Source organism: Chryseobacterium sp. Marseille-Q8038 (assembly GCF_965111995.1).
The window spans coordinates 2,215,335-2,234,550 of sequence record NZ_CBCOPN010000002.1 but is presented as its reverse complement, the minus strand read 5'-3'; the positions used below and the strand labels follow the sequence as shown (position 1 = coordinate 2,234,550).

The 19,216-nt window shown below is 36.2% G+C and carries 21 protein-coding genes; 2 read left to right on the top strand and 19 right to left on the bottom strand.

Features of this window, described 5'->3' with window-relative positions; genetic code table 11:
• Nucleotides 1–8: 8 nt before the first annotated feature.
• The 8 genes from ACWPWS_RS24155 to ACWPWS_RS24120 all read right to left on the bottom strand — a co-directional run bounded on the left by ACWPWS_RS24155 (nt 9) and on the right by ACWPWS_RS24120 (nt 7,272).
• Nucleotides 9–1,535, bottom strand: a complete 1,527-nt coding sequence (locus ACWPWS_RS24155; protein ID WP_454048163.1) for an NAD(P)-binding protein — start codon at nt 1,533–1,535, stop codon at nt 9–11.
• 37 nt (nt 1,536–1,572) lie between these two features.
• Nucleotides 1,573–3,087 (bottom strand): polyamine aminopropyltransferase, encoded by a 1,515-nt coding sequence (locus tag ACWPWS_RS24150; RefSeq protein WP_454048162.1) that lies wholly within the window; start codon nt 3,085–3,087, stop codon nt 1,573–1,575.
• Nucleotides 3,080–3,295 carry a DUF350 domain-containing protein gene (locus ACWPWS_RS24145; protein WP_045491052.1) on the bottom strand — a complete coding sequence of 72 codons (216 nt, stop codon included), beginning with the start codon at nt 3,293–3,295 and terminating at the stop codon, nt 3,080–3,082. Before ACWPWS_RS24145 ends, ACWPWS_RS24150 begins: the two co-directional genes overlap by 8 nt.
• A 12-nt stretch (nt 3,296–3,307) precedes the next feature.
• Entirely contained in the window at nt 3,308–3,508 is a 201-nt protein-coding gene (locus tag ACWPWS_RS24140) for a hypothetical protein (protein WP_454048161.1), read from the bottom strand.
• Complete coding sequence (locus tag ACWPWS_RS24135) at nt 3,505–4,839, bottom strand: DUF4178 domain-containing protein (RefSeq protein ID WP_454048160.1); 1,335 nt, start codon at nt 4,837–4,839, stop codon at nt 3,505–3,507. The genes ACWPWS_RS24140 and ACWPWS_RS24135 overlap by 4 nt, the downstream gene beginning before the upstream one ends.
• A 129-nt stretch (nt 4,840–4,968) precedes the next feature.
• Nucleotides 4,969–5,328: an S-adenosylmethionine decarboxylase family protein gene (locus ACWPWS_RS24130; protein WP_105683354.1), complete on the bottom strand. Its 360-nt coding sequence runs from the start codon at nt 5,326–5,328 to the stop codon at nt 4,969–4,971.
• Between the two features lie 20 nt (nt 5,329–5,348).
• Nucleotides 5,349–6,272, bottom strand: coding sequence for a citrulline utilization hydrolase CtlX (gene ctlX, locus ACWPWS_RS24125; RefSeq protein WP_454048159.1), 924 nt, complete (start codon nt 6,270–6,272; stop codon nt 5,349–5,351).
• Nucleotides 6,273–6,357: 85 nt separating this feature from the next.
• Nucleotides 6,358–7,272 carry a dimethylarginine dimethylaminohydrolase family protein gene (locus ACWPWS_RS24120; RefSeq protein ID WP_034694718.1) on the bottom strand — a complete coding sequence of 305 codons (915 nt, stop codon included), beginning with the start codon at nt 7,270–7,272 and terminating at the stop codon, nt 6,358–6,360.
• Nucleotides 7,273–7,562: 290 nt separating this feature from the next.
• On the opposite strand from ACWPWS_RS24120, the gene ACWPWS_RS24115 reads away from it, so the two are divergent.
• Nucleotides 7,563–7,727 (top strand): hypothetical protein, encoded by a 165-nt coding sequence (locus tag ACWPWS_RS24115; RefSeq protein WP_156121335.1) that lies wholly within the window; start codon nt 7,563–7,565, stop codon nt 7,725–7,727.
• Nucleotides 7,728–7,843: 116 nt separating this feature from the next.
• On the opposite strand, the gene ACWPWS_RS24110 is transcribed toward ACWPWS_RS24115, so the two are convergent.
• The 7 genes from ACWPWS_RS24110 to ACWPWS_RS24080 all read right to left on the bottom strand — a co-directional run bounded on the left by ACWPWS_RS24110 (nt 7,844) and on the right by ACWPWS_RS24080 (nt 16,002).
• Entirely contained in the window at nt 7,844–9,130 is a 1,287-nt protein-coding gene (locus ACWPWS_RS24110; protein ID WP_105683347.1) for a citrate synthase, read from the bottom strand.
• 88 nt (nt 9,131–9,218) lie between these two features.
• Complete coding sequence (gene eno / locus ACWPWS_RS24105; protein WP_105683346.1) at nt 9,219–10,511, bottom strand: phosphopyruvate hydratase; 1,293 nt, start codon at nt 10,509–10,511, stop codon at nt 9,219–9,221.
• A 207-nt stretch (nt 10,512–10,718) separates the two neighbouring features.
• Nucleotides 10,719–11,048, bottom strand: a complete 330-nt coding sequence (locus tag ACWPWS_RS24100) for a hypothetical protein (RefSeq protein WP_105683345.1) — start codon at nt 11,046–11,048, stop codon at nt 10,719–10,721.
• Between the two features lie 71 nt (nt 11,049–11,119).
• Nucleotides 11,120–11,908, bottom strand: a complete 789-nt coding sequence (locus tag ACWPWS_RS24095) for a sensor histidine kinase (protein WP_454048158.1) — start codon at nt 11,906–11,908, stop codon at nt 11,120–11,122.
• Nucleotides 11,909–12,526: 618 nt separating this feature from the next.
• On the bottom strand, nt 12,527–13,351 hold the full coding sequence (locus tag ACWPWS_RS24090) for a hypothetical protein (RefSeq protein WP_454048157.1): 825 nt from the start codon (nt 13,349–13,351) through the stop codon (nt 12,527–12,529).
• A 5-nt stretch (nt 13,352–13,356) separates the two neighbouring features.
• On the bottom strand, nt 13,357–13,989 hold the full coding sequence (locus ACWPWS_RS24085) for a response regulator transcription factor (protein WP_105683341.1): 633 nt from the start codon (nt 13,987–13,989) through the stop codon (nt 13,357–13,359).
• A 216-nt stretch (nt 13,990–14,205) separates the two neighbouring features.
• The gene (locus tag ACWPWS_RS24080) at nt 14,206–16,002 is read right to left on the bottom strand and encodes a glycoside hydrolase family 35 protein (protein ID WP_454048156.1); all 1,797 of its coding nucleotides are present in this window, start codon (nt 16,000–16,002) and stop codon (nt 14,206–14,208) included.
• A 123-nt stretch (nt 16,003–16,125) separates the two neighbouring features.
• Between ACWPWS_RS24080 and ACWPWS_RS24075 the strand changes: the two genes are divergently transcribed.
• Entirely contained in the window at nt 16,126–16,560 is a 435-nt protein-coding gene (locus tag ACWPWS_RS24075) for a hypothetical protein (RefSeq protein WP_209786164.1), read from the top strand.
• A gap of 77 nt (nt 16,561–16,637) precedes the next feature.
• Here the strand turns inward: ACWPWS_RS24075 and rplQ are convergent, their stop codons facing one another.
• From rplQ to rpsK, 4 genes are read right to left on the bottom strand one after another with little or no spacing between them, the layout of a single operon-like run.
• Nucleotides 16,638–17,159 (bottom strand): 50S ribosomal protein L17, encoded by a 522-nt coding sequence (rplQ, locus tag ACWPWS_RS24070; protein ID WP_047422412.1) that lies wholly within the window; start codon nt 17,157–17,159, stop codon nt 16,638–16,640.
• A 6-nt stretch (nt 17,160–17,165) separates the two neighbouring features.
• The gene (locus ACWPWS_RS24065) at nt 17,166–18,161 is read right to left on the bottom strand and encodes a DNA-directed RNA polymerase subunit alpha (RefSeq protein WP_089734595.1); all 996 of its coding nucleotides are present in this window, start codon (nt 18,159–18,161) and stop codon (nt 17,166–17,168) included.
• 33 nt (nt 18,162–18,194) lie between these two features.
• Entirely contained in the window at nt 18,195–18,803 is a 609-nt protein-coding gene (rpsD, locus tag ACWPWS_RS24060) for a 30S ribosomal protein S4 (protein WP_047096812.1), read from the bottom strand.
• 19 nt (nt 18,804–18,822) lie between these two features.
• Nucleotides 18,823–19,212, bottom strand: a complete 390-nt coding sequence (gene rpsK / locus ACWPWS_RS24055) for a 30S ribosomal protein S11 (protein WP_034694697.1) — start codon at nt 19,210–19,212, stop codon at nt 18,823–18,825.
• Between the last annotated feature and the right edge of the window lie 4 nt (nt 19,213–19,216).

The following is a 19,216-nucleotide window of genomic DNA, read 5'->3' as shown; positions in this document are numbered from 1 at the left end:
GTATCATTTTATATCATTTGGCCCGCAGTCCGGATTCCCTGATAAAAGGCTTCTTCAAAAATAGATATTCCTGAAAGATCAGAATGGGCAAAGAAAATTTTATCTTCAATAGGTTCTTTTGCTGTTCGGGTTTCTTCTCCAAAAATCTGTTTAGGAACAGGCGCTATCATAGCATGTCCTATTTTATGGAACTGCATTTCCAGAATAAAATCTTCTATCAGAGGGTGTGCTTTCTTCAGATCATTTAAAACTAAATCTTTCAGTTCAGCGTCTTTCATGGCATACAGCTTTTTCCTTGCTTTTCTGCAGTCTCCAGTTGAAAAACTCTTATAGTGGGTAATTACTTTTTCACCCATAATCTGGTTAAGATTCTGATGCTGATCAAAGATATACCCCAATCCGGAAGATCCGTAGATTACGTTATCCCAGGCCAACTCTTCATCTCCTCCGAATTCATTCTTCAAAGTAATGGTTGTTAAAAGCCAGGGTACATAATTGAATGACGATGCCTTTTTATGATTTAAAATTCTTTCATTGACAAACTGAGGTGATGCAAACAGTACTTTATCAGCAATGATCTTTTGGGTTTTCTTTTGCGTATTGTCAAAACTCAGTACCTCAACTTTATCATTAAGTTTTACCTCAAAGACAAGATTACCGGACAAGTGCTTTCCCTCAGTATATTTTGAGAAATGTTTTGCCAGCCTTGCATTGCCTTCCGGCCATGTAAATACCTGATCTTTGTATTGGGTGCTCCAGTTATTTTTTCTTCCGGCGAAATAATGAATTCCAGCCCATGCCGAGACATACTCTATTCCTAATCCGAAATCGTCTCTGCAGGAATAGTCTAACAGCCAGAGAAGTTCTTCGGAGTAATAGTTATTTTCTTTGAGCCAGTCTTTGAAAATGAGCTTTTCAAGGTTTACAGCCTCATCATCTCTGCTTGAATCATGTACCGGAATAGCAAACCAATATTTCCCCTGTGTATCTTTCTTTACACGCAGTTCATCCATCAGTTTAAAAAAGCGGCTGAGCTCTTGCTGTGTTTCGGGGGAAATACCTCTTTGGGGAACGATATCGTTTTGCCATGAGTTTTTATAAAACAGTCTTTCCTGTTGTGGAAAAGTCATTTGGTATTCATCAAGAATGGGTTCTCCGTTCTCATCACTTCCAAGACAGATTCCGCATTCTTTAAGAAATTCTATGATTTCTATGTTCTCTTTATTGGGTAAAGGCAGGTAATGCGCACCTAAAGGAAATTTAGAAAATGAATTTTGTCCGTTTGAAGAATTTCCTCCCAGATGGTTTTCCATTTCAAGGAGAAGGTAATCATTTTCGTTATTCAGACTGAAAAAGCGACATGCCGAAAGCCCGGAAATCCCACCGCCAACGATGAGATATTTTGTGTGGATAACTTCAGAAAACTGTGGAAAATCTTTTGCCCATAATCGATGCCCGAGAACATGATTTGTACCTGTTATCTTCAGTAATAATGACTTTACCTTCTTTCCACAATACTGGAGAAAGGGAAGCATAAGACTACCTAAAAATATAGTTTTAAGAAAATCCTTTCTACTGTACTTTTCCCCACTCTTCATCAAAATAACGAACTAATATCTGGTTGTCCAGACGGTTAACTTCTACGTCTTTCACTTTCATATCTTTATTAAAATAGGACATCTGTGAAAAGTTGTAATCATAATATTTTAACCCAGGAATTTTTCTGTAGATCCTGTTGTTGACCGGTTCAAACGAAGCCATAGAAAATCCCCATTCTCCAAAAGAAGGAACATAGGTATGGTATGCTGCTGTGAAAGGAAAAATCTGATTAATTGTTTTTTCTATACACCAGAAAGATTTCGGAGCAAAATACGGAGAGGTGGTCTGAACCACAATTTTGGTATCAAGAGTCGTCAGTCTTTCCAGTTCTTTATAAAACTGCAGGGAATAGAGTTTTCCCAAGCTGTAATTGGATGGATCGGGAAAGTCGATGATAATGACATCAAACTTTTTTTTGTTCTCTTTAACCCAAATGTAGGCATCTTTGTTGATGACTTCCACTTTAGGATTGGAAAAAGAACTTTGGTTCAGTCTGCGCATGGTTTCATTGGTCTTAAAAAACTGAGTCATTTCACCATCCAAATCCACAAGCGTTATTTTTTTAACGTCTTTATATTTCAATACTTCTCTTGCCGCAAAACCATCTCCTCCTCCCAGAATCAGAACGTGATCAATATTTTTTGCCATAGACATCGAAGGATGTACCAGGGCTTCATGATAACGGTATTCATCAGTGGATGAAAACTGTAAGTTGTTATTTAAATAGAGACGAAACTCATGCGTATTTCTCGTCAGCACAATTCTCTGATAGGGTGAGCTTTTGGTATACACTACATTTTCACCATATAATTTTTCTTCGGAATAAGACAAAATAGTATCTGAGAAAATGAAAAGTCCCAGCAGAAAAACAAAGGCTGCAATAGACTTTACTTTTAAGGAGAATGGTTTCGACAATTCTTTTTTAAGGTAGTAACATAGAAATATTGCAATAGAGATATTAATCAATCCGAAAAACAAAGGCGTTTTTACAATTCCCAGCTTCGGAATTAACACCAATGGAAAAAGAATCGAAGCCAGTAAAGCTCCGATATAATCGAATGCAAAGACATTTGAAACTAAATCCTTAAACTGCACTCTGTCTTTCAGAATGTTCATCAAAAGCGGAATTTCCACGCCGACGAGGCATCCTGTGAAAAAGACAAAAAGATAGAGAACGCTTTCAAAATGGGCAAGGGTATTGAACAAAATAAACAGTACAACAGAACTGATTCCGCCCACTATTCCTACAAGGATTTCGATTTCAACGAATTTATCAATAAGATTTCCCTTGATGAATTTCGCAAAGTAAGAACCTACTCCCATTGAAAATAGATACACCCCGATAATGAAAGAAAACTGCTTTACAGAGTCTCCTAAAAGATAGCTCGCCAGGGCTCCGGCCACCAATTCATAAATCAATCCACATGTAGCAATGACGAATACTGAAAACAATAAAAGCAGCTCAAGAGGAATCCTCTTCTTATCCATGAATTGCAGCGCTTATAATCATTGAAATTCCGATGATAAATGCTCCGAAAACAATAGCCAGTGCTATATTTTTGTTCTGAGCGATCTCATGCCATGTTTTTTCCGGGGTAAGTTTTTCAATAATGAAATAGCATACCAGCAGAATAGCGATTCCCAGAAATGAGTAAAGCACCGAGTTTAATATGGGTAAGAAATTGATATTGTCCATAGTTTTATATTTTTATTTGTGATAGTATCTGTAGAATCCAACTCCTCCTCTGGAGTGGCTTTTTGTAGTTCCGTCGCGGTATGTTTCTGTTTTGGCACAGTCACAGACCTGATTTCCCTGGTAGGTAAGGTATACAAACAGGGTTATGAAAAATCCTCCAATCAGGCAGAGCATCAGGTTTTGTCTTATGTAGCTTAAAATATTGGTCATCATGATGTAGAATAAGGGGTGTTTGAACTGTTCTTCCATTTCTTCACATTAAAGGAATGTTTTCCAATAAGCATCGCTACAAACAGAATAATCATTATGAATAAAATAACTCCGAAATTCCAGAATGAGACAGGAAGCCAGGTTGCTTTGATCTTAACATCATTGTTTGAGGCAACAATATCCGTTGTAAGCTTTAGTCCTTCAGCATTGATCAGGGAATCTATTTTTGAAGTTCCAAAGGATGCTTTCACCAGTTTACCCAATTCTGTGGTATCTTTTTCAAGGGTTTTTCCGTCTATGAAAGTGGTAGATTGTGCTGTATAGAGATCAGTAACATCCAGAACCCCGGATTTATCCCTGGAGATCAATACTTTCGAATCTGGCGACTGAAAACCGGAAAATGCAGGTAATAATGATCCTTCTTTTTCAGCTGAAATAAGAAAATGATATTTTCCGGAGCTTACCCCACAAAGGTTGAATTCTTCCGACTGATTTCCTTCCGACCAGCTTTCGCCATCTTCATAACCGTGGTATTGTTCAATATCTTTTGAAGTATATACAACCTCGTTAGTATTCTCATTCACAAGACTCAGCTGAATATTCGCCCATGAATTATCAACCGCTGAAAAAGCATTGACTTTTAATGGTGCTGAGCCGCCTGAAAGAGTAAAGCTTTTACTGACAAGCTCTTTATCTTTTACATCACCGAAGTTGATCGACTGCTCAAAAACAGTTTCGTTTGTTCTTGAGATATAAACATACAACTGAAGCAGACATATCATTAATGCTGCTACACAAAAGATGTTTAAAGCCTGTTTCATATCGAAATAATAAGGCTGAACGATCCCAACTCCTGTATAATAGGGCATATTAGCTATTTTAAAAGCTCTTTTAACCTCATATTTTGAAATATGCACCCCATAAAAATACTGACTTTTTTTGCTGCTCTTCTCCTGAGAGATCATGCGTGTTCCGTTGACGTATTCTTTATAGGTAGCAATGCTGAAATCCAGATGTTCATCAAAAAAACCGGCGGCGGCCTCAATACTGCATTGAGAATTCTCATACCAGCGATATGTTCGTCCGGCATAGGTTGGTAATTTCGAGTTTTTACTTTTAAAATCGTCAGGATGCATTGGAATCAGGAAAACCCAATGCCCATCACTTTCGCTCAGGAAAGCATCATTTCCTTTGCTGTCTTTGAGATAATATTCGCGCCAGAAAATACTGGAACCATACCGCTTGACAATAATGGCAACAACAGTATATTCTTCCTCTCCTATTTTTCCTTTTTGCCCGACATCCAACGCAACGTTTTCTGTAGGGACTTTCAAATGTTTAATTTTTTTGTTTTCAGCTACATCAATGAGATGAGAACAGGTATTACAAACATATTCTTCAACAGGAAAAGTGAGGTCTAATTTATTTTCTGATTCGCATGCTGGGCAGACATAGTGCATTTGTTATCTGTAAATTTTGTGTTTCTGAATGGTATTAGCTTTAAAATACTGAACCACCTCATCTGCAATCTGCTCTACTTTTGTGGTATTGTCCTGTGAATAATTGCAAAGGAAAACATCAAAAGTAAGCTGTTTAAACTCCGGCCACGTGTGAATACAAAGGTGAGATTCTTTAAGGATTACTGCGGAAGTAAAGCTTTCATTTTCAAAAATATGATTGGTCACTCCTACAATTTCCACCTCTTTGGTTTTCAGAATTTCTTCTGTAAACTCGAGAAAACCTTTGCTGTCTAATAACAAATCTTCTGACTCTGTTTCCAAAGTCAGAAGAATATGTAAACCTTTACTTGATAATGGGTTCAATTAATTTTTTCGTAAATATATTATTTTTTTGGAAGAAAAACCTCAGCAAGCATACATCTTGCACTTCCTCCTCCATTTACTTCAATGGTATTCAGGTCTGAATAGATAATTTCGCAGTATTTTTCAATAGCTGCCACCTGATCTGCAGCTAAAGACTGGTAAGCAGTCTGGCTCATTACCAGGAATTTCTCACCGTCTTTATTTTGAACCTGAAGCATATTTCCTGCAAACTGCTGCATTTGATCTTCTGAAATTTCGATGATTTCTTTTCCGGAACCTTTAATGGTTTCCACTACTTTTTCTCTTTCCAGCTCATCATCAATACAGTCCAGGCAGATTACCACAAATTTATCTGCCACACACATCATGACATTGGTGTGGTAGATCGGAAGTCTTTCTGTTCCTACCGTCTGAAATGAGTGAAAAACAACCGGAGTGAATCCGAATTTCGCACAGAATTCTCTGAACAGTTTTTCATCCAGCCTCAAAGAAACGGAACCGTAAGCAATTTTATTATCGTGATCGAAAATCATACTTCCTGTCCCTTCCAGGAAATGTCCCTGAGTTTCAGGAAAAGACCAGTCATCAATTTCAGCAACTTCAAAGCCCTGATCTTTGATACTTTCAATAATATCTTCTCTCCTTTCCACTCTTCTGTTGGAAGCGAACATCGGATATAAAACTACTTTCCCGTCTTTATGGAAACTTACCCAGTTGTTTGGGAAAATAGAATCCGGAGTATGAGGATCTAACGTATCTTTTATCGTGATTACATTGATTCCTTTTCCTCTCAGTTTTCCAACAAAGGTGTTGAACTCAGCCAAAGCTTTCGACTGGATATCAGAACCCGTTTGTTCTACCTGAAAGTAATTGTTTTTCGCTGTTTCAGCGTTATAACCGAATGCAATCGGTTCTATCATTAATACTGTATCTGTTGTTTGCATTTTTTTTGATTAAAAGATTGAAAAATTAAAAGATTGAAAGAGTAAAAACTCTCTCACTCTCAAACCCTAAAACATTCCCACTCAATTATTCTCTAACAAGCGGCATTGTAGAGCATCTCAACAAGCCTCCCATTTTAGAGATTTCTCTGTAAGGAATTTCTTCAACGGTCATTCCCCATTCGTTTCTCAGGTGATCATTCATTCGGGTGAATGCTTTGTCTGAAACTACGACATCGGGTGAAATGGAGAAAATATTCGGGAACATTTCAAACATTTCTTCATCATTGATGTGGAAACAGTTTTCTTCTCCGAAAATATCGATGATTAAACGGTAATCGCTTTCATCCACAAACCCGTTTTTATAAATGATACATTTGTCTTCTCCTACCGGATTAAATGTGCAGTCCAAATGCAGAATACCTTCAAACGGAACTTTATCGTTTTTCTTCAGTTCCAGATCAATGATTCTTTTCTTTGGAAAATATTCTTTTAAGATTTCAATGGCATACTCGTTGGTTCTTGCCGTTTTATAGTTTCTGTAGTCCTCGCTGAAGCAGGTTCCGATAAAAATAAAATCATTCCACACAATTACGTCTCCTCCTTCAATGTGTGCTGTTTCCGGAAGGTTAATGATCTTTCTCCATGCTACTTTTTCAAAAACGCTTTTGTATGCTTCCTGCTCGTCTGCTCTGTCTGCAATCACATTGGAAATGATCATTTTGTCATCAATTACAAAGGCTACATCTCTGGAAAAAACCTGGTTGTAGTCTTTGATGATACTTGGACGCAGTACTTCAACGTCATACTTTTTTAACACTGCTTCAAAAGCATTCATTTCATTGATAATATCCTCTTCTTTAGGATAAATATTGTGTTCGATTGAGTAATATGACTTTGCGTCATAACTTTCCTCTAGTGTGGGAACTGCTCCCAATGAATTAGGCTGGCCTAGAACTACTGACTTCAGCCTCCCCGTTTCGTTTTTAATGTTTAGTCTCATAAAGATTTATGCAATACTACAAATATAAGTAAAGGTCTCTATCTGTAAAACTTTTGCATTATTTTATGTATTAAATTTGGCTTACAAAACCAGCACCCTTCCATAAAATTTCCTTGTCTGTTCCGCCAACGGCAGTGAATAGTTCCAAAAACATCTACAACTTGCTATTTTCCATCTACATAAGAAGCAAAAAACAGATATTTATATTATTTAATTTCCTATATTAGTGATATAATTTTCGCGAAATTATAAACAATAAAACGTAACTATTAACACCAAAAATCAAAGTCATGAACAAGAACAATCCAGTGCTGAAAAATGCACAAAAATTAGGAAGAGATCAACAAAAATCGGTAATGGGAGGTGCTCCAATCTCAACAGGCAGAAGATGCTGCGAATGGGATGATGCAGGAAACTGCTATATCTGGACATGTGACAGATGCCAATGCCCATAATAAAAAACGAAAGCCTGCTTGAAAAAGCAGGCTTTCTTATTCGGTTTAGTTATATAAATTATAAACAAAGAATCCCAAAGCAAGCTTTGGGATTCTTTTTATGGTATAAGCAAATATTATCTGCTTGCAATATCGATGTAGTTTCTTTCCTGAGCACCTTGGTAAACCTGTCTTGGTCTTCCGATTGGGTCTCCTTTCAGTCTCATTTCTTTCCACTGAGAAATCCATCCTGGAAGTCTTCCTAATGCAAACATTACAGTAAACATTTCTGTAGGAATTCCTAACGCTCTGTAGATGATTCCTGAATAGAAATCTACGTTTGGATATAGCTTTCTTTCTACGAAGTATTCGTCTTCAAGTGCTACTCTTTCTAACTGCATAGCAATGTCAAGAGCTTTATCCTGGATTCCTAATGCGGTAAGGATATCATCAGCAGCTTTCTTGATAATTTTCGCTCTTGGGTCGAAGTTTTTGTAAACTCTGTGTCCGAATCCCATTAGACGGAAGTTATCACTCTTATCTTTCGCTTTAGCAACATATTTAGATACGTCACCTCCATCTTTTTCGATCAATTCAAGCATTTCGATTACTGCCTGGTTAGCTCCACCGTGAAGTGGTCCCCAAAGTGCAGAAACCCCTGCAGAGATTGAAGCGAAAAGACCTGTGTGAGCAGAACCTACCATTCTTACTGTAGAAGTAGAACAGTTTTGTTCGTGGTCTGCGTGAAGAATTAATAATTTATCTAAAGCACCTACAACTACCGGATCGATTTCGAAATCAGCATTTGGTAATCTGAATGCCATTTTGTAGAAGTTCTCTACGTAGTTTAGGTTGTTATCCCCGTGGTTTAATGGTAAACCTTGAGTTTTTCTGTAAGTCCAGGCACAAAGGTGAGAGAACTTAGCGATCATCAGCTCTGCAGCGTGATCCATTTCTTCTTTAGAGTTTACGTTAACTGCCTTTGGGTTGAAAGCGGTCAATGCAGAAGTCATAGAAGATAAAACTCCCATAGGGTGAGCAGAACGAGGAAAAACATCAATGATCTTTTTCATTTCGTCTGCGATGAAGTTATATTTTTTAATATTGTTGTCGAATGAAGTAAACTGATCCTGAGTAGGTAATTCTCCATGTAATAAAAGATACATTACTTCAGTGAAGTTAGATTTTTCAGCAATCTGCTCGATTGGATAACCTCTGTAGAATAATTCTCCTTTATCTCCGTCTAAGTAAGTGATGTCGCTAATAGTAGCTCCTGTATTTTTGTAACCTAAATCCAGAGTGATCAAACCTGTCTGGTCTCTTAATTTTGAAATATCAATCCCTCTGTCTCCGATAGTACTATCCACGATAGGATATTCATATGAATTACCGTCGTAATTCAATATTACTTTGTTGTCTGACATTATTTATTTATTTTTTTTAAATATACCACTTTCCATAAAATACGGCAAACTAAAAATTTCGCTTGCCGTTATTTATAAATTCGATTAATTATCTTTTGATTTTAAATGCTTCCAATCCTGGGAAAATTGCAGTTTCGCCTAAAGCTTCCTCAATTCTCAATAACTGGTTGTATTTTGCCATTCTGTCTGATCTTGAAGCAGAACCTGTTTTGATCTGTCCACAGTTCATTGCTACTGCTAAATCAGCGATTGTAGAATCTTCAGTTTCTCCTGATCTGTGAGACATTACTGAAGTGAACTTGTTGTTCTGAGCCATTTGTACAGCAGCCATTGTTTCAGAAAGAGAACCGATCTGGTTTACTTTTACAAGGATTGAGTTGGCAATATTTTCTTTTACTCCTCTGGATAGTCTTTCTACGTTGGTTACGAATAAGTCATCTCCTACCAGCTGTACTCTGTCACCGATTTTATCGGTTAACATTTTCCAACCTTCCCAGTCGTTTTCCTGCATACCATCTTCGATAGAAATGATTGGATATTTTGCAGCCAGTTCCGCTAAGTAAGAAACCTGCTCGCTGCTTGAAAACTGAGCCGCATCCGGAGTCTGGAATTTTCTGTAATCATAAATTCCGTCTTTGTAGAATTCAGAAGCTGCACAGTCTAGCGCCAACATAATGTCGTCACCTGGTTTATAACCTGCTTTTTCAATAGCTTGAAGTAAAGTATCCAAAGCATCTTCAGTTCCTTTGAAAGTAGGTGCAAAACCACCTTCGTCACCTACTGCAGTAGATAATCCTCTTGAATGAAGAATAGATTTAAGGTTGTGGAAAATTTCAGTTCCTTTTCTCAATGCGTGAGAGAAAGAATCTGCTTTTACCGGCATGATCATGAATTCCTGGAATGCGATAGGAGCATCTGAGTGAGATCCACCATTGATTACATTCATCATTGGAACAGGAAGTGTATTGGCATTTACTCCTCCAACATATTTATAAAGAGGCATTCCCAATTCTGCAGCGGCAGCTCTGGCTACAGCCAAAGAAACTCCAAGAATTGCGTTAGCACCAAGATTTCCTTTGTTAGGCGTTCCGTCAAGATCAATCATAATCTGATCGATATAGTTTTGTTCAAAAACCGGCTGGCCCACTAAATTCTCTGCAATTACTTCTTTAACATTTTCAACAGCTTTCAGAACTCCTTTCCCCTGATATTCTGAACCACCGTCACGTAATTCTACCGCCTCGTGTTCTCCTGTAGACGCTCCTGAAGGTACAGCTGCACGGCCCATTGCCCCGCTTTCTGTAAATACATCTACTTCAATGGTAGGATTTCCTCTGGAATCTAAAATCTGTCTTGCTTCTATGTAAGAAATTGCACTCATTTTTTATTTTTTTTAGTTTAGACAAATTTAATCAAAATTTAACTTTTAGGGGTATTTCACGGGATTTTTTTGAAATAAATCGAAGTTAAATTTTAGTTAATTTATATTATGATAATTCCACATTTTCTGGATCTTAAAAATAGAGGAACACTAAAAAAACTCACCTTAAAAAGTGAGCTTCTTTATACAATTATGATAAGCTATTTATTATTTTCTGGGTGAAGGAGAGAGAAGGCCAGCCAGAGCACCTATTGCTCCTGATGAAATGGTGGCAAAGATGGTGACCAGCTGATTATCTTTGGAGGATCCGTCATTCCAGTAAGCAATGAGAATAAGTCCTGCAATAATAGCAATGACTGCCAGCCCAAGCATCAGTACAATAATCCTGTAGATCCAATAGTCTGTATCTTTAGGATTTCTTATTTCTACATTTTTAATCGCTTCTATAGGATTTGTTTTGAACTTCTCCTGAAGATCACTGTTGTTTTTTAAAGCAGCTTCTAAATCTCCAATACTGTCGTTAATGAGAGTTTTCATGGCTTTTAATTTTATATATCAAATTTCCCTCTAAAAAATGTACCTGTCAAGTACACAAAAGGGTAATTTATTTATACTATTATTTTAAAAACCAGATAAGTTCCGGAGTTGTCAGAAACGATATTGCATTCGCCAGACAATTCACTCATTCTTCTTTTCATATTCCGGAGACCATTTCCTTCTTTCTGATGCTCCGAAATCCCGGTTCCGTTATCAGAAATTTTTATGGAAAAGGTATTTTCTTCCTGCAAAAATGAAAGTTTCAAAGTACTTGCATGGCTGTGTTTATAAACATTATTAACGGCTTCTTTTAAACAGAGAAAAAGATTACGCCTCATTTCAGTGGAGATGGATGTTTCTGCAATAATATTTTCATATTCCGAGTATACCACGATTTTTGTTTTCTTTAGAAAATTTCCGGTATAAAGGACAGCATAATCAACAAAGCTTCCTAATGTATCATTTCCTGAGTTCAGACTCCAGAGCATTTCCCGCATGGAGATATTCATTTCCTCAGAAGTTTTCAAGAGCTCATCAATATCACTTTGCAGATCATCATCCTCAGCTTTCTGTTTCAGAAATTCTGCCTGAAGTTTCAATGCCGAAATTCCTGCTCCAAGATCATCATGCATATCGTGGGAAATACGTTCCCGTTCCTGTTCCAGCACTTTCTGTTTTTCGAGTTCTTTTTGAAGGAGCTGGTTCTGGTGTTCGGATTCTTTGAGCTGTTGTTCTTTTAGGTATAAAAGCTGCTTTCTGTTGTACATCAATACAACGAAAATTGTAAAAGCAACCAACAGCACAACCAAAAGTAATGCTATTAAAAAAATAAGCTTTATTTCTGATGGCAAAGACTTCATTTTTTATTCATCAGTTTATATTTATGTAAGGCAATGTAAAATAAGCCACAGCATACGATATTGATTATATTTAATATTTGTTTCAGCAGTTTTAGAAACGGTTTATCAATTTCATTCAGCAGATACATTGGAATAATTCTGAAAAGGAAAAAACAACTCCATAAAAGTACCGAGGTTGAGATCCAAAATACGGGATCTTCTGTAATTTTCGATTTAGTGATATTATTTAATTTATAACTGCACCAATACAATACCTGAAGTATATTGATTACACAATACGTGATCGCCATATTCAAATTGTATTTATCCACATAAAAAAGTTCAATATTCCATAATATTGCGATTAAAACAATGGCAGATATGGCAGCTGCAATCTTCTTATTGCTGGTATATCGAAAATAAAAGATGATAAAATAAAAACTATTGAAGACATTCAGATAGTTATACTGAATTGATTTCGTTGAAATAATATTAGTCTCTGAAAAGAAATCTACAACAAAATTTACGATTAAATACAACAAAAAATAGTCTTGAGAGGATAATTTTCTTCCTCTCAAAACTATTATACCTTTTATTACAACAATAAAAGAAATTATATAGTAAACTGTAATAAGCATTTTATGGCTCCAGACTTCCCTGATCGTAATATGGAAATTCTCTGCTAAATAATTGTTTATTGTTGTCTGCCGGCATAGCAGCCAGATATACTGATTCTTTTTCGGTTGCGGAACTTAACGTCTTTTTTCTGCCAATACACGGTATAAAATCAATCCTGGTAACCGTTTTTTGAAGACAGCCTTCCAGATACATATGGATTCTATCGATGTATTGTTTAACAAGAATCAAATCATAGCATATAGAGTTGGCTACATACCGATCACTTGATGCTCCACTGAGGGTTCCGCCTAAGGGTGTTCTATCAAAATCACCAAAACCTGATACATTAACTTCATAATAGGTTTCCAGATTAAAGACAAAATAATGTTTCTCGGGTCTGGCATTTTCAGGCTCACTGTGGAAGGAAAGGGTTGCATATAAATATCCTTTCATATTTTTCAAAAATAATTGATTGGCAGGGAGCATTCTAGAAAATTCACCGACGGTACTATCTGTAATTTCTCTAAAAGAGATCTTCATTTTGGTATAACCATCATTCAAATGGTTTCTGACAAGGGTTTCAAATAAACGGAAGTCAATATACAGCTCTTGTGAAAGGTTGGGAGCTCGCTGCTGGAATACATCACTGTTTACCCGAAATTCTTCATCCCCTATAGGATGTGTTACAAAAAAGATGATCCCATTCTTTGTAATATATTCCTTTATCCACTGTTCCCTTTCAGTAAACTCAGCCATTTCATAGAAAGCTTTAATTGTTCCGGCTTTCTGCATTGCAATGATGGTTGCTTCCAGTGCACATTTAAAATCATACAATTCTTTTTCCATAGTTTTTAGTTTTTTGATTGATTAAATTTATTAACGGCCTCCACTTTGTTGTTTACGTGAAGTTTTCTGTAAATATTTCCTACATGTTTTTTTACGGTATCAATGCTGATGAATTTCTGATCTGCAATCTCTTTGTAGAGCAGTCCTTGTGAAAGAAGTTCAAGAATTTCTTTTTCGCGTTCCGTAAGTTCATCAAAGCCTTTTATTTCCGGAAGTTTTTTTTCGAAATGCATCAACACTCTTCTTGCAATAGAGAAACTCATAGGAGCCCCTCCATGGTATACATCCCGTATAGACGAAAGAATCTTATCCATACTTTCTCCTTTTACCAGGTATCCCATTGCGCCAGCTTTTAAAGAATTAAAGATTTTTTCATCATCATCAAAACTGGTACACATGATAAACTGTGTATTGGGCATTTCTTTTCGGAGTTTTTCTATGATTTCGATTCCGAGCATATCCTGTAGCTGGATATCCATCATTACGACATCAGGGGAAATATCAGGGAGATTCATCATGGCATCATTCCCATCAAAGAACTGAGCAATTACTTTCATATCCTTCTGATAATTGATGACCTTCTTCAACGCATTGTTGTAGTTTTTTTCGTCTTCTACTATGGCTATGGAAATGCTCATGATTTTGTTTGTTTGAAGCAAATTTCAACAGAAAACAATTTGAAATCAATTACACCTTTGTGTAATATTAGTGTTTGAGTTTGCCGTGATGGTTTCAGTCTTTTAGTTTTACTAAATTTAATCAATTTTCCACTTAGAAACAATATAAAACCAATTATTTCATAATAAATTAAAACAAAAACAATTAAATATTAATACATATCATAAAATCAATCGCTATTTCATAAGTTGATCAAGAATAGGATGATCAATACTGCTTATAGTAGGATGAAACTCAATCTGTTCAAAGATTTGAATGAGGTTTTTACCTTTTTTCAGCCATACTCCAGGAATGTAAAGTGTTTGTTGCGGCCCTGCAGTACTCCAGTATCTTCCAGCATTCTTCCCGTTGATGAAAACAATTCCTTTTCCAAAATTTCTCATATCAAGAAAAGTATCTCCCGTTTCATCAAGGGTAAATTCAGCTTCCTGAATCACGGGTGAATGGTCTGGAATATCTTTATTTTTAAAATGATGTTTAGGAAAAGTATCAAATGGTAAAGGAAGCATTTCCCAGTTTCCAACCATCTCAATCCCGTTCACTTTCACAGGGCTTATAATTCCTTTTAGATTATGAACAATCTCTGCTCCGTAATTAATCCTACCCATATTTTCCACCAGAATTTCCAGTCGGTCTCCTGATTTTATTTCAAGATCGAGATCATACTTTTTATGTATCCTGTTCATCTCTCCTTTCCATTTTCCATTGATGTAGATATTCGCATAATCCCGCAACCCTTTTATCTCCAGTTTTCCTTTCTGATCTTTATCAAACTTTCTTCTGTAGAGCATATATCCGTTTCCAAGATTCATATCTTCAAATGTGAGCGGCTTGTCACTTATAACGGGTTTCTGATGATCGGTAAGATCAAAAAGACAGTTTACTTTTGAAAATTCAATTGCAGGAATCGTAATTACTTTGACTGGCTTTGGAACGTCAGGAAGTTTATGCTTGTTTATTTTTTGAAAAATTTCTCTCAAAGCACTGTATTTAGAGGTAGCCCATCCTGCTTCACTGATGGGAGCATCATAATCATAGCTGGTAAGATCCGGCTGGATGTCATGATCTTTATCGTAATTGGCACCGCTCGTAAATCCAAAGTTGGTTCCTCCATGAATCATATAATAATTAAAAGAAATACCATTTTCTATATACAGCTTTGTTTGCTTTACGACTTCTTCTGTTGAAACCTTAACAAATGGTTCTGCCCAATGATCCAGCCAACCCGGGTAATATTCTGCCACCATGTAAGGACCTTTCCCTCCATTATATTCATTGATGCTTTTCTTTAAAACATCAATATCGCTCTCTCCATTTGCTGTGGGTAAAGCACCTTCAATAGAACCTCCTTTAAAAAGTGAACTCCCGTCTGAAGTAAATAACGGCACTGAAACTCCGTTTTTCAATAGCATTTCTTTGATCTTATGGCTGTATTTCCTGTGCTCTTCAAGAGGAATGTCTTTTCTCTGAGCTGCATATGATCCAAATTCATTTTCTGCCTGTACCATAATCACAGGGCCTCCATTATTAATCTGCATCGGTACAATCTGTTTTGCCAACTGATGGATGTATTTATTACATTCTTCTAAAAAGGATTGATTATCTCTTCTTATTTCAAGGTCTTTATTCTTTTGCAGCCACCATGGATATCCGCCAAATTCCCACTCTGCACAAACATAAGGTCCCGGACGGATGATAACATATAAACCTACTTCCTGGGCTGTTTTTATAAACTTCTGCAAGTTTTTCTCTCCTGAAAAATTCCATTTCCCCGGAGCTTCTTCATGATAATTCCAAAAAACATAAGTGGTCACTGTATTCAAACCCATGGCTTTCATCATCTGCATACGATGCTTCCAGTATTCTGACGGAACTCTGGGATAATGCATTTCTCCGGAATAAATTGTGAAAGACTTTCCATTTAAGAAGAAATGTCCATCTTTGATTTCAAAATTCCCTTTTTGTGAAAACATAGTATTCAAGGAGAAAAATAAAAGAAATATGCATAAATAACGGTTAAAATTTCTCATATTGTAAGGCATGATTTTTGTAAAATTAAAGTATAAAAATCATATTGAATATCAAATAATATAATCATGAAAAAAAGTCTTTTAGCATTAGGTGCTGTACTTGCATTGGCTGTAGTGAGCTGTAAAAAAAGTGAAAGCGGAAACAAAAGCATTATCAAAACAGACAGTTCAGAAACTGTAATTACAGATAGCAACGGAAAAATAGATTCTGTGACTCAAAGTTCATCAACAGTAGATGTAAATGGTAAAAAAATTGAAAAAACAGATTTTGTTTATAAAGCTACAGATGGTACTCTGGTAAAGGTTGTTTTCAAAAACGATCCGAAAGAAAGTACAGTAGCTATTACCAGCAATAAGAAAACGTTCACGCTGCCAAAAACAGAAACAAAGGGTGATGAAACAATTTACAAGAAAGATGATATGACTGCACACGTAAAAGGAGACAGCCTTCACCTTGAACAGGGTAATAATATTATTGAGCTGAAAAGAACAAAAATCTAATAAGATCTTGTTCTTTGATTATAAAACAAAAAAACCATCCGGAATCCGGATGGTTTTTATTTATATCTGAATGAATATTATTCTTCAGTTTTTTCTTCAGTAGTATCAGCTTTAGCTTCTTCTACTTTCTCTTCTACTGCAGGAGCTTCAGCAACTACTGCTTCAGCTTTTTTAGGTGCAGCAGTTGATCTTCTGCTTCTTCTTGTAGCTTTTTTCTCTTCAGCATTAGGGTTGTAAAGCTCGTTGAAATCTACTAATTCGATAAGAGCCATATCAGCAGCATCACCTGGTCTGAAACCTGTCTTAATGATTCTTGTATAACCACCGTTTCTTTCAGCGATTTTAGGAGCTACAGTTCTGAATAATTCAGCAACCGCAAATTTATTTTGAAGGTAAGAGAATACTACTCTTCTGTTATGTGTAGTATCTTCTTTTGCTTTTGTTAATAGAGGCTCAACATATACTCTTAAAGCTTTAGCTTTAGCTACAGTAGTGTTGATTCTTTTATGCTCAATTAGAGAACAAGCCATATTAGAAAGTAAAGCACTTCTGTGAGAAGCTGTTCTTCCTAAGTGATTGAATTTTTTACCGTGTCTCATTATTAATTATTTATCAGCGTCTAACTTATATTTTGCAACGTCGAAACCGAAGTTAAGACCTTTTGAATGCACTAATTCTTCTAGTTCTGTCAAAGATTTTTTACCAAAATTTCTGAATTTCATCAAATCAGACTTACTGTAAGAAACCAATTCTCCAAGAGTTTCTACTTCAGCTGCTTTCAGACAGTTAAGGGCTCTTACAGAAAGATCCATATCTGCTAATTTAGACTTAAGAAGTTGTCTTGTGTGAAGAGTTTCTTCATCGTACTGGATAGATGCTTTTACAGCTTCTGTTTCAAGCGTGATTCTCTCATCAGAGAATAACATGAAGTGATAAATTAATATCTTAGAAGCTTCAGTTAAAGCATTCTGAGGGCTGATAGACCCGTCAGTTTCTATATCTAATACAAGTTTTTCGTAGTCTGTTTTTTGCTCTACACGATAATTTTCAATGCTGTATTGTACTTTCTTGATCGGCGTGAAAATAGAGTCAATGGCAATAGTTCCTACAGGAGCATTGTTTGACTTATTTTGTTCTGAAGGAACATATCCTCTACCTTTTTCAATATTGAAAGTAATTTCGAAAGTTACATCAGTATTTAGGTTACAAATCATTAAATCCGGGTTTAATACCTCGAATCCGTTGATCGATTTTCCTAAATCACCAGCAGTAATGATCGTTTGACCTGAAACTTTAGCAACAACCTGCTCGTTAGCCTGGCCTTCTGCTGAAGCTTTTAATCTTACCTGCTTAAGGTTAAGAATAATTTCGGTAACGTCTTCGATTACTCCTGGAATAGTTGAAAATTCGTGCTCTACACCTTCTATTTTGATAGATGAAATAGCGTATCCTTCCAGAGAAGAAAGCAACACTCTTCTCAAAGCATTACCGATTGTAAGCCCGAAACCTGGTTCTAAAGGTCTGAATTCAAATTGACCTTTAAATTCATCAGAGTTAAGTAAAATTACTTTATCGGGTTTTATGAATTGTAAAATTGCCATATTATTGGGTTGAGCAAAAATTTGATTAAAAAATTATTTAGAGTAAAGTTCGACGATAAGGTTCTCCTTAATGTCCTCCGGAATTTGGATTCTTTCTGGAGCAGAAATGAAGGTACCTTCTTTCTTCTCATCGTTGAATTGTAACCACTCATAGTTTGACTTAGAAGCCAATGCATTGGTAACAACTTCAAGAGACTTAGACTTTTCTCTTACAGTGATTACATCACCAGCTTTTACCAAGTAAGAAGGGATATTAAGAATTTCTCCGTTCACAGTGATGTGTCTGTGAGAAACTAATTGTCTTGCACCAGATCTAGTTTTAGCAAACCCTAATCTGTATACAACGTTATCCAATCTTGATTCACAAAGTTGTAATAGAACTTCACCTGTTACTCCTTTGCTTCTGTGTGCTTTTTCAAATAAGTTAGCAAACTGTCTTTCTAAGATACCGTAAGTATATTTAGCTTTTTGTTTTTCAGCCAACTGAACTGCGTATTCTGATTTTTTAGCACCTCTTCTTTTGTTAGGACCGTGTTGTCCTGGCGGTTGGTTTTTTCTTTTTTCGAAGTTTTTATCATCTCCGTAGATTGCAGCACCAAACTTTCTAGCAATCTTAGTTTTAGGTCCAATATATCTTGCCATAATGGGTAAATTCTAAAAATTAAACTCTTCTTCTTTTTGGTGGTCTACATCCGTTGTGTGGCATAGGAGTCACGTCAACGATTTCTGAAACTTCAATCCCTGAATTGTGGATAGATCTGATAGCAGATTCTCTACCTGCACCTGGACCTTTCACAAACACCTTTACTCTTCTTAAACCAGCTTCGTGAGCTACAGCAGAGCAATTTTCAGCTGCCATCTGAGCAGCAAATGGAGTATTCTTTTTAGAACCTCTGAAACCCATTTTACCGGCAGAAGCCCAAGAGATAACCTCTCCGTTTTTATTTGTTAAAGAAATGATGATGTTATTGAAAGAAGCCTGAATATGCGCTTCACCAATAGCTTCAACTTTTACTTTTCTCTTCTTAACTACTTTAGTTTGTTTTGCCATAATT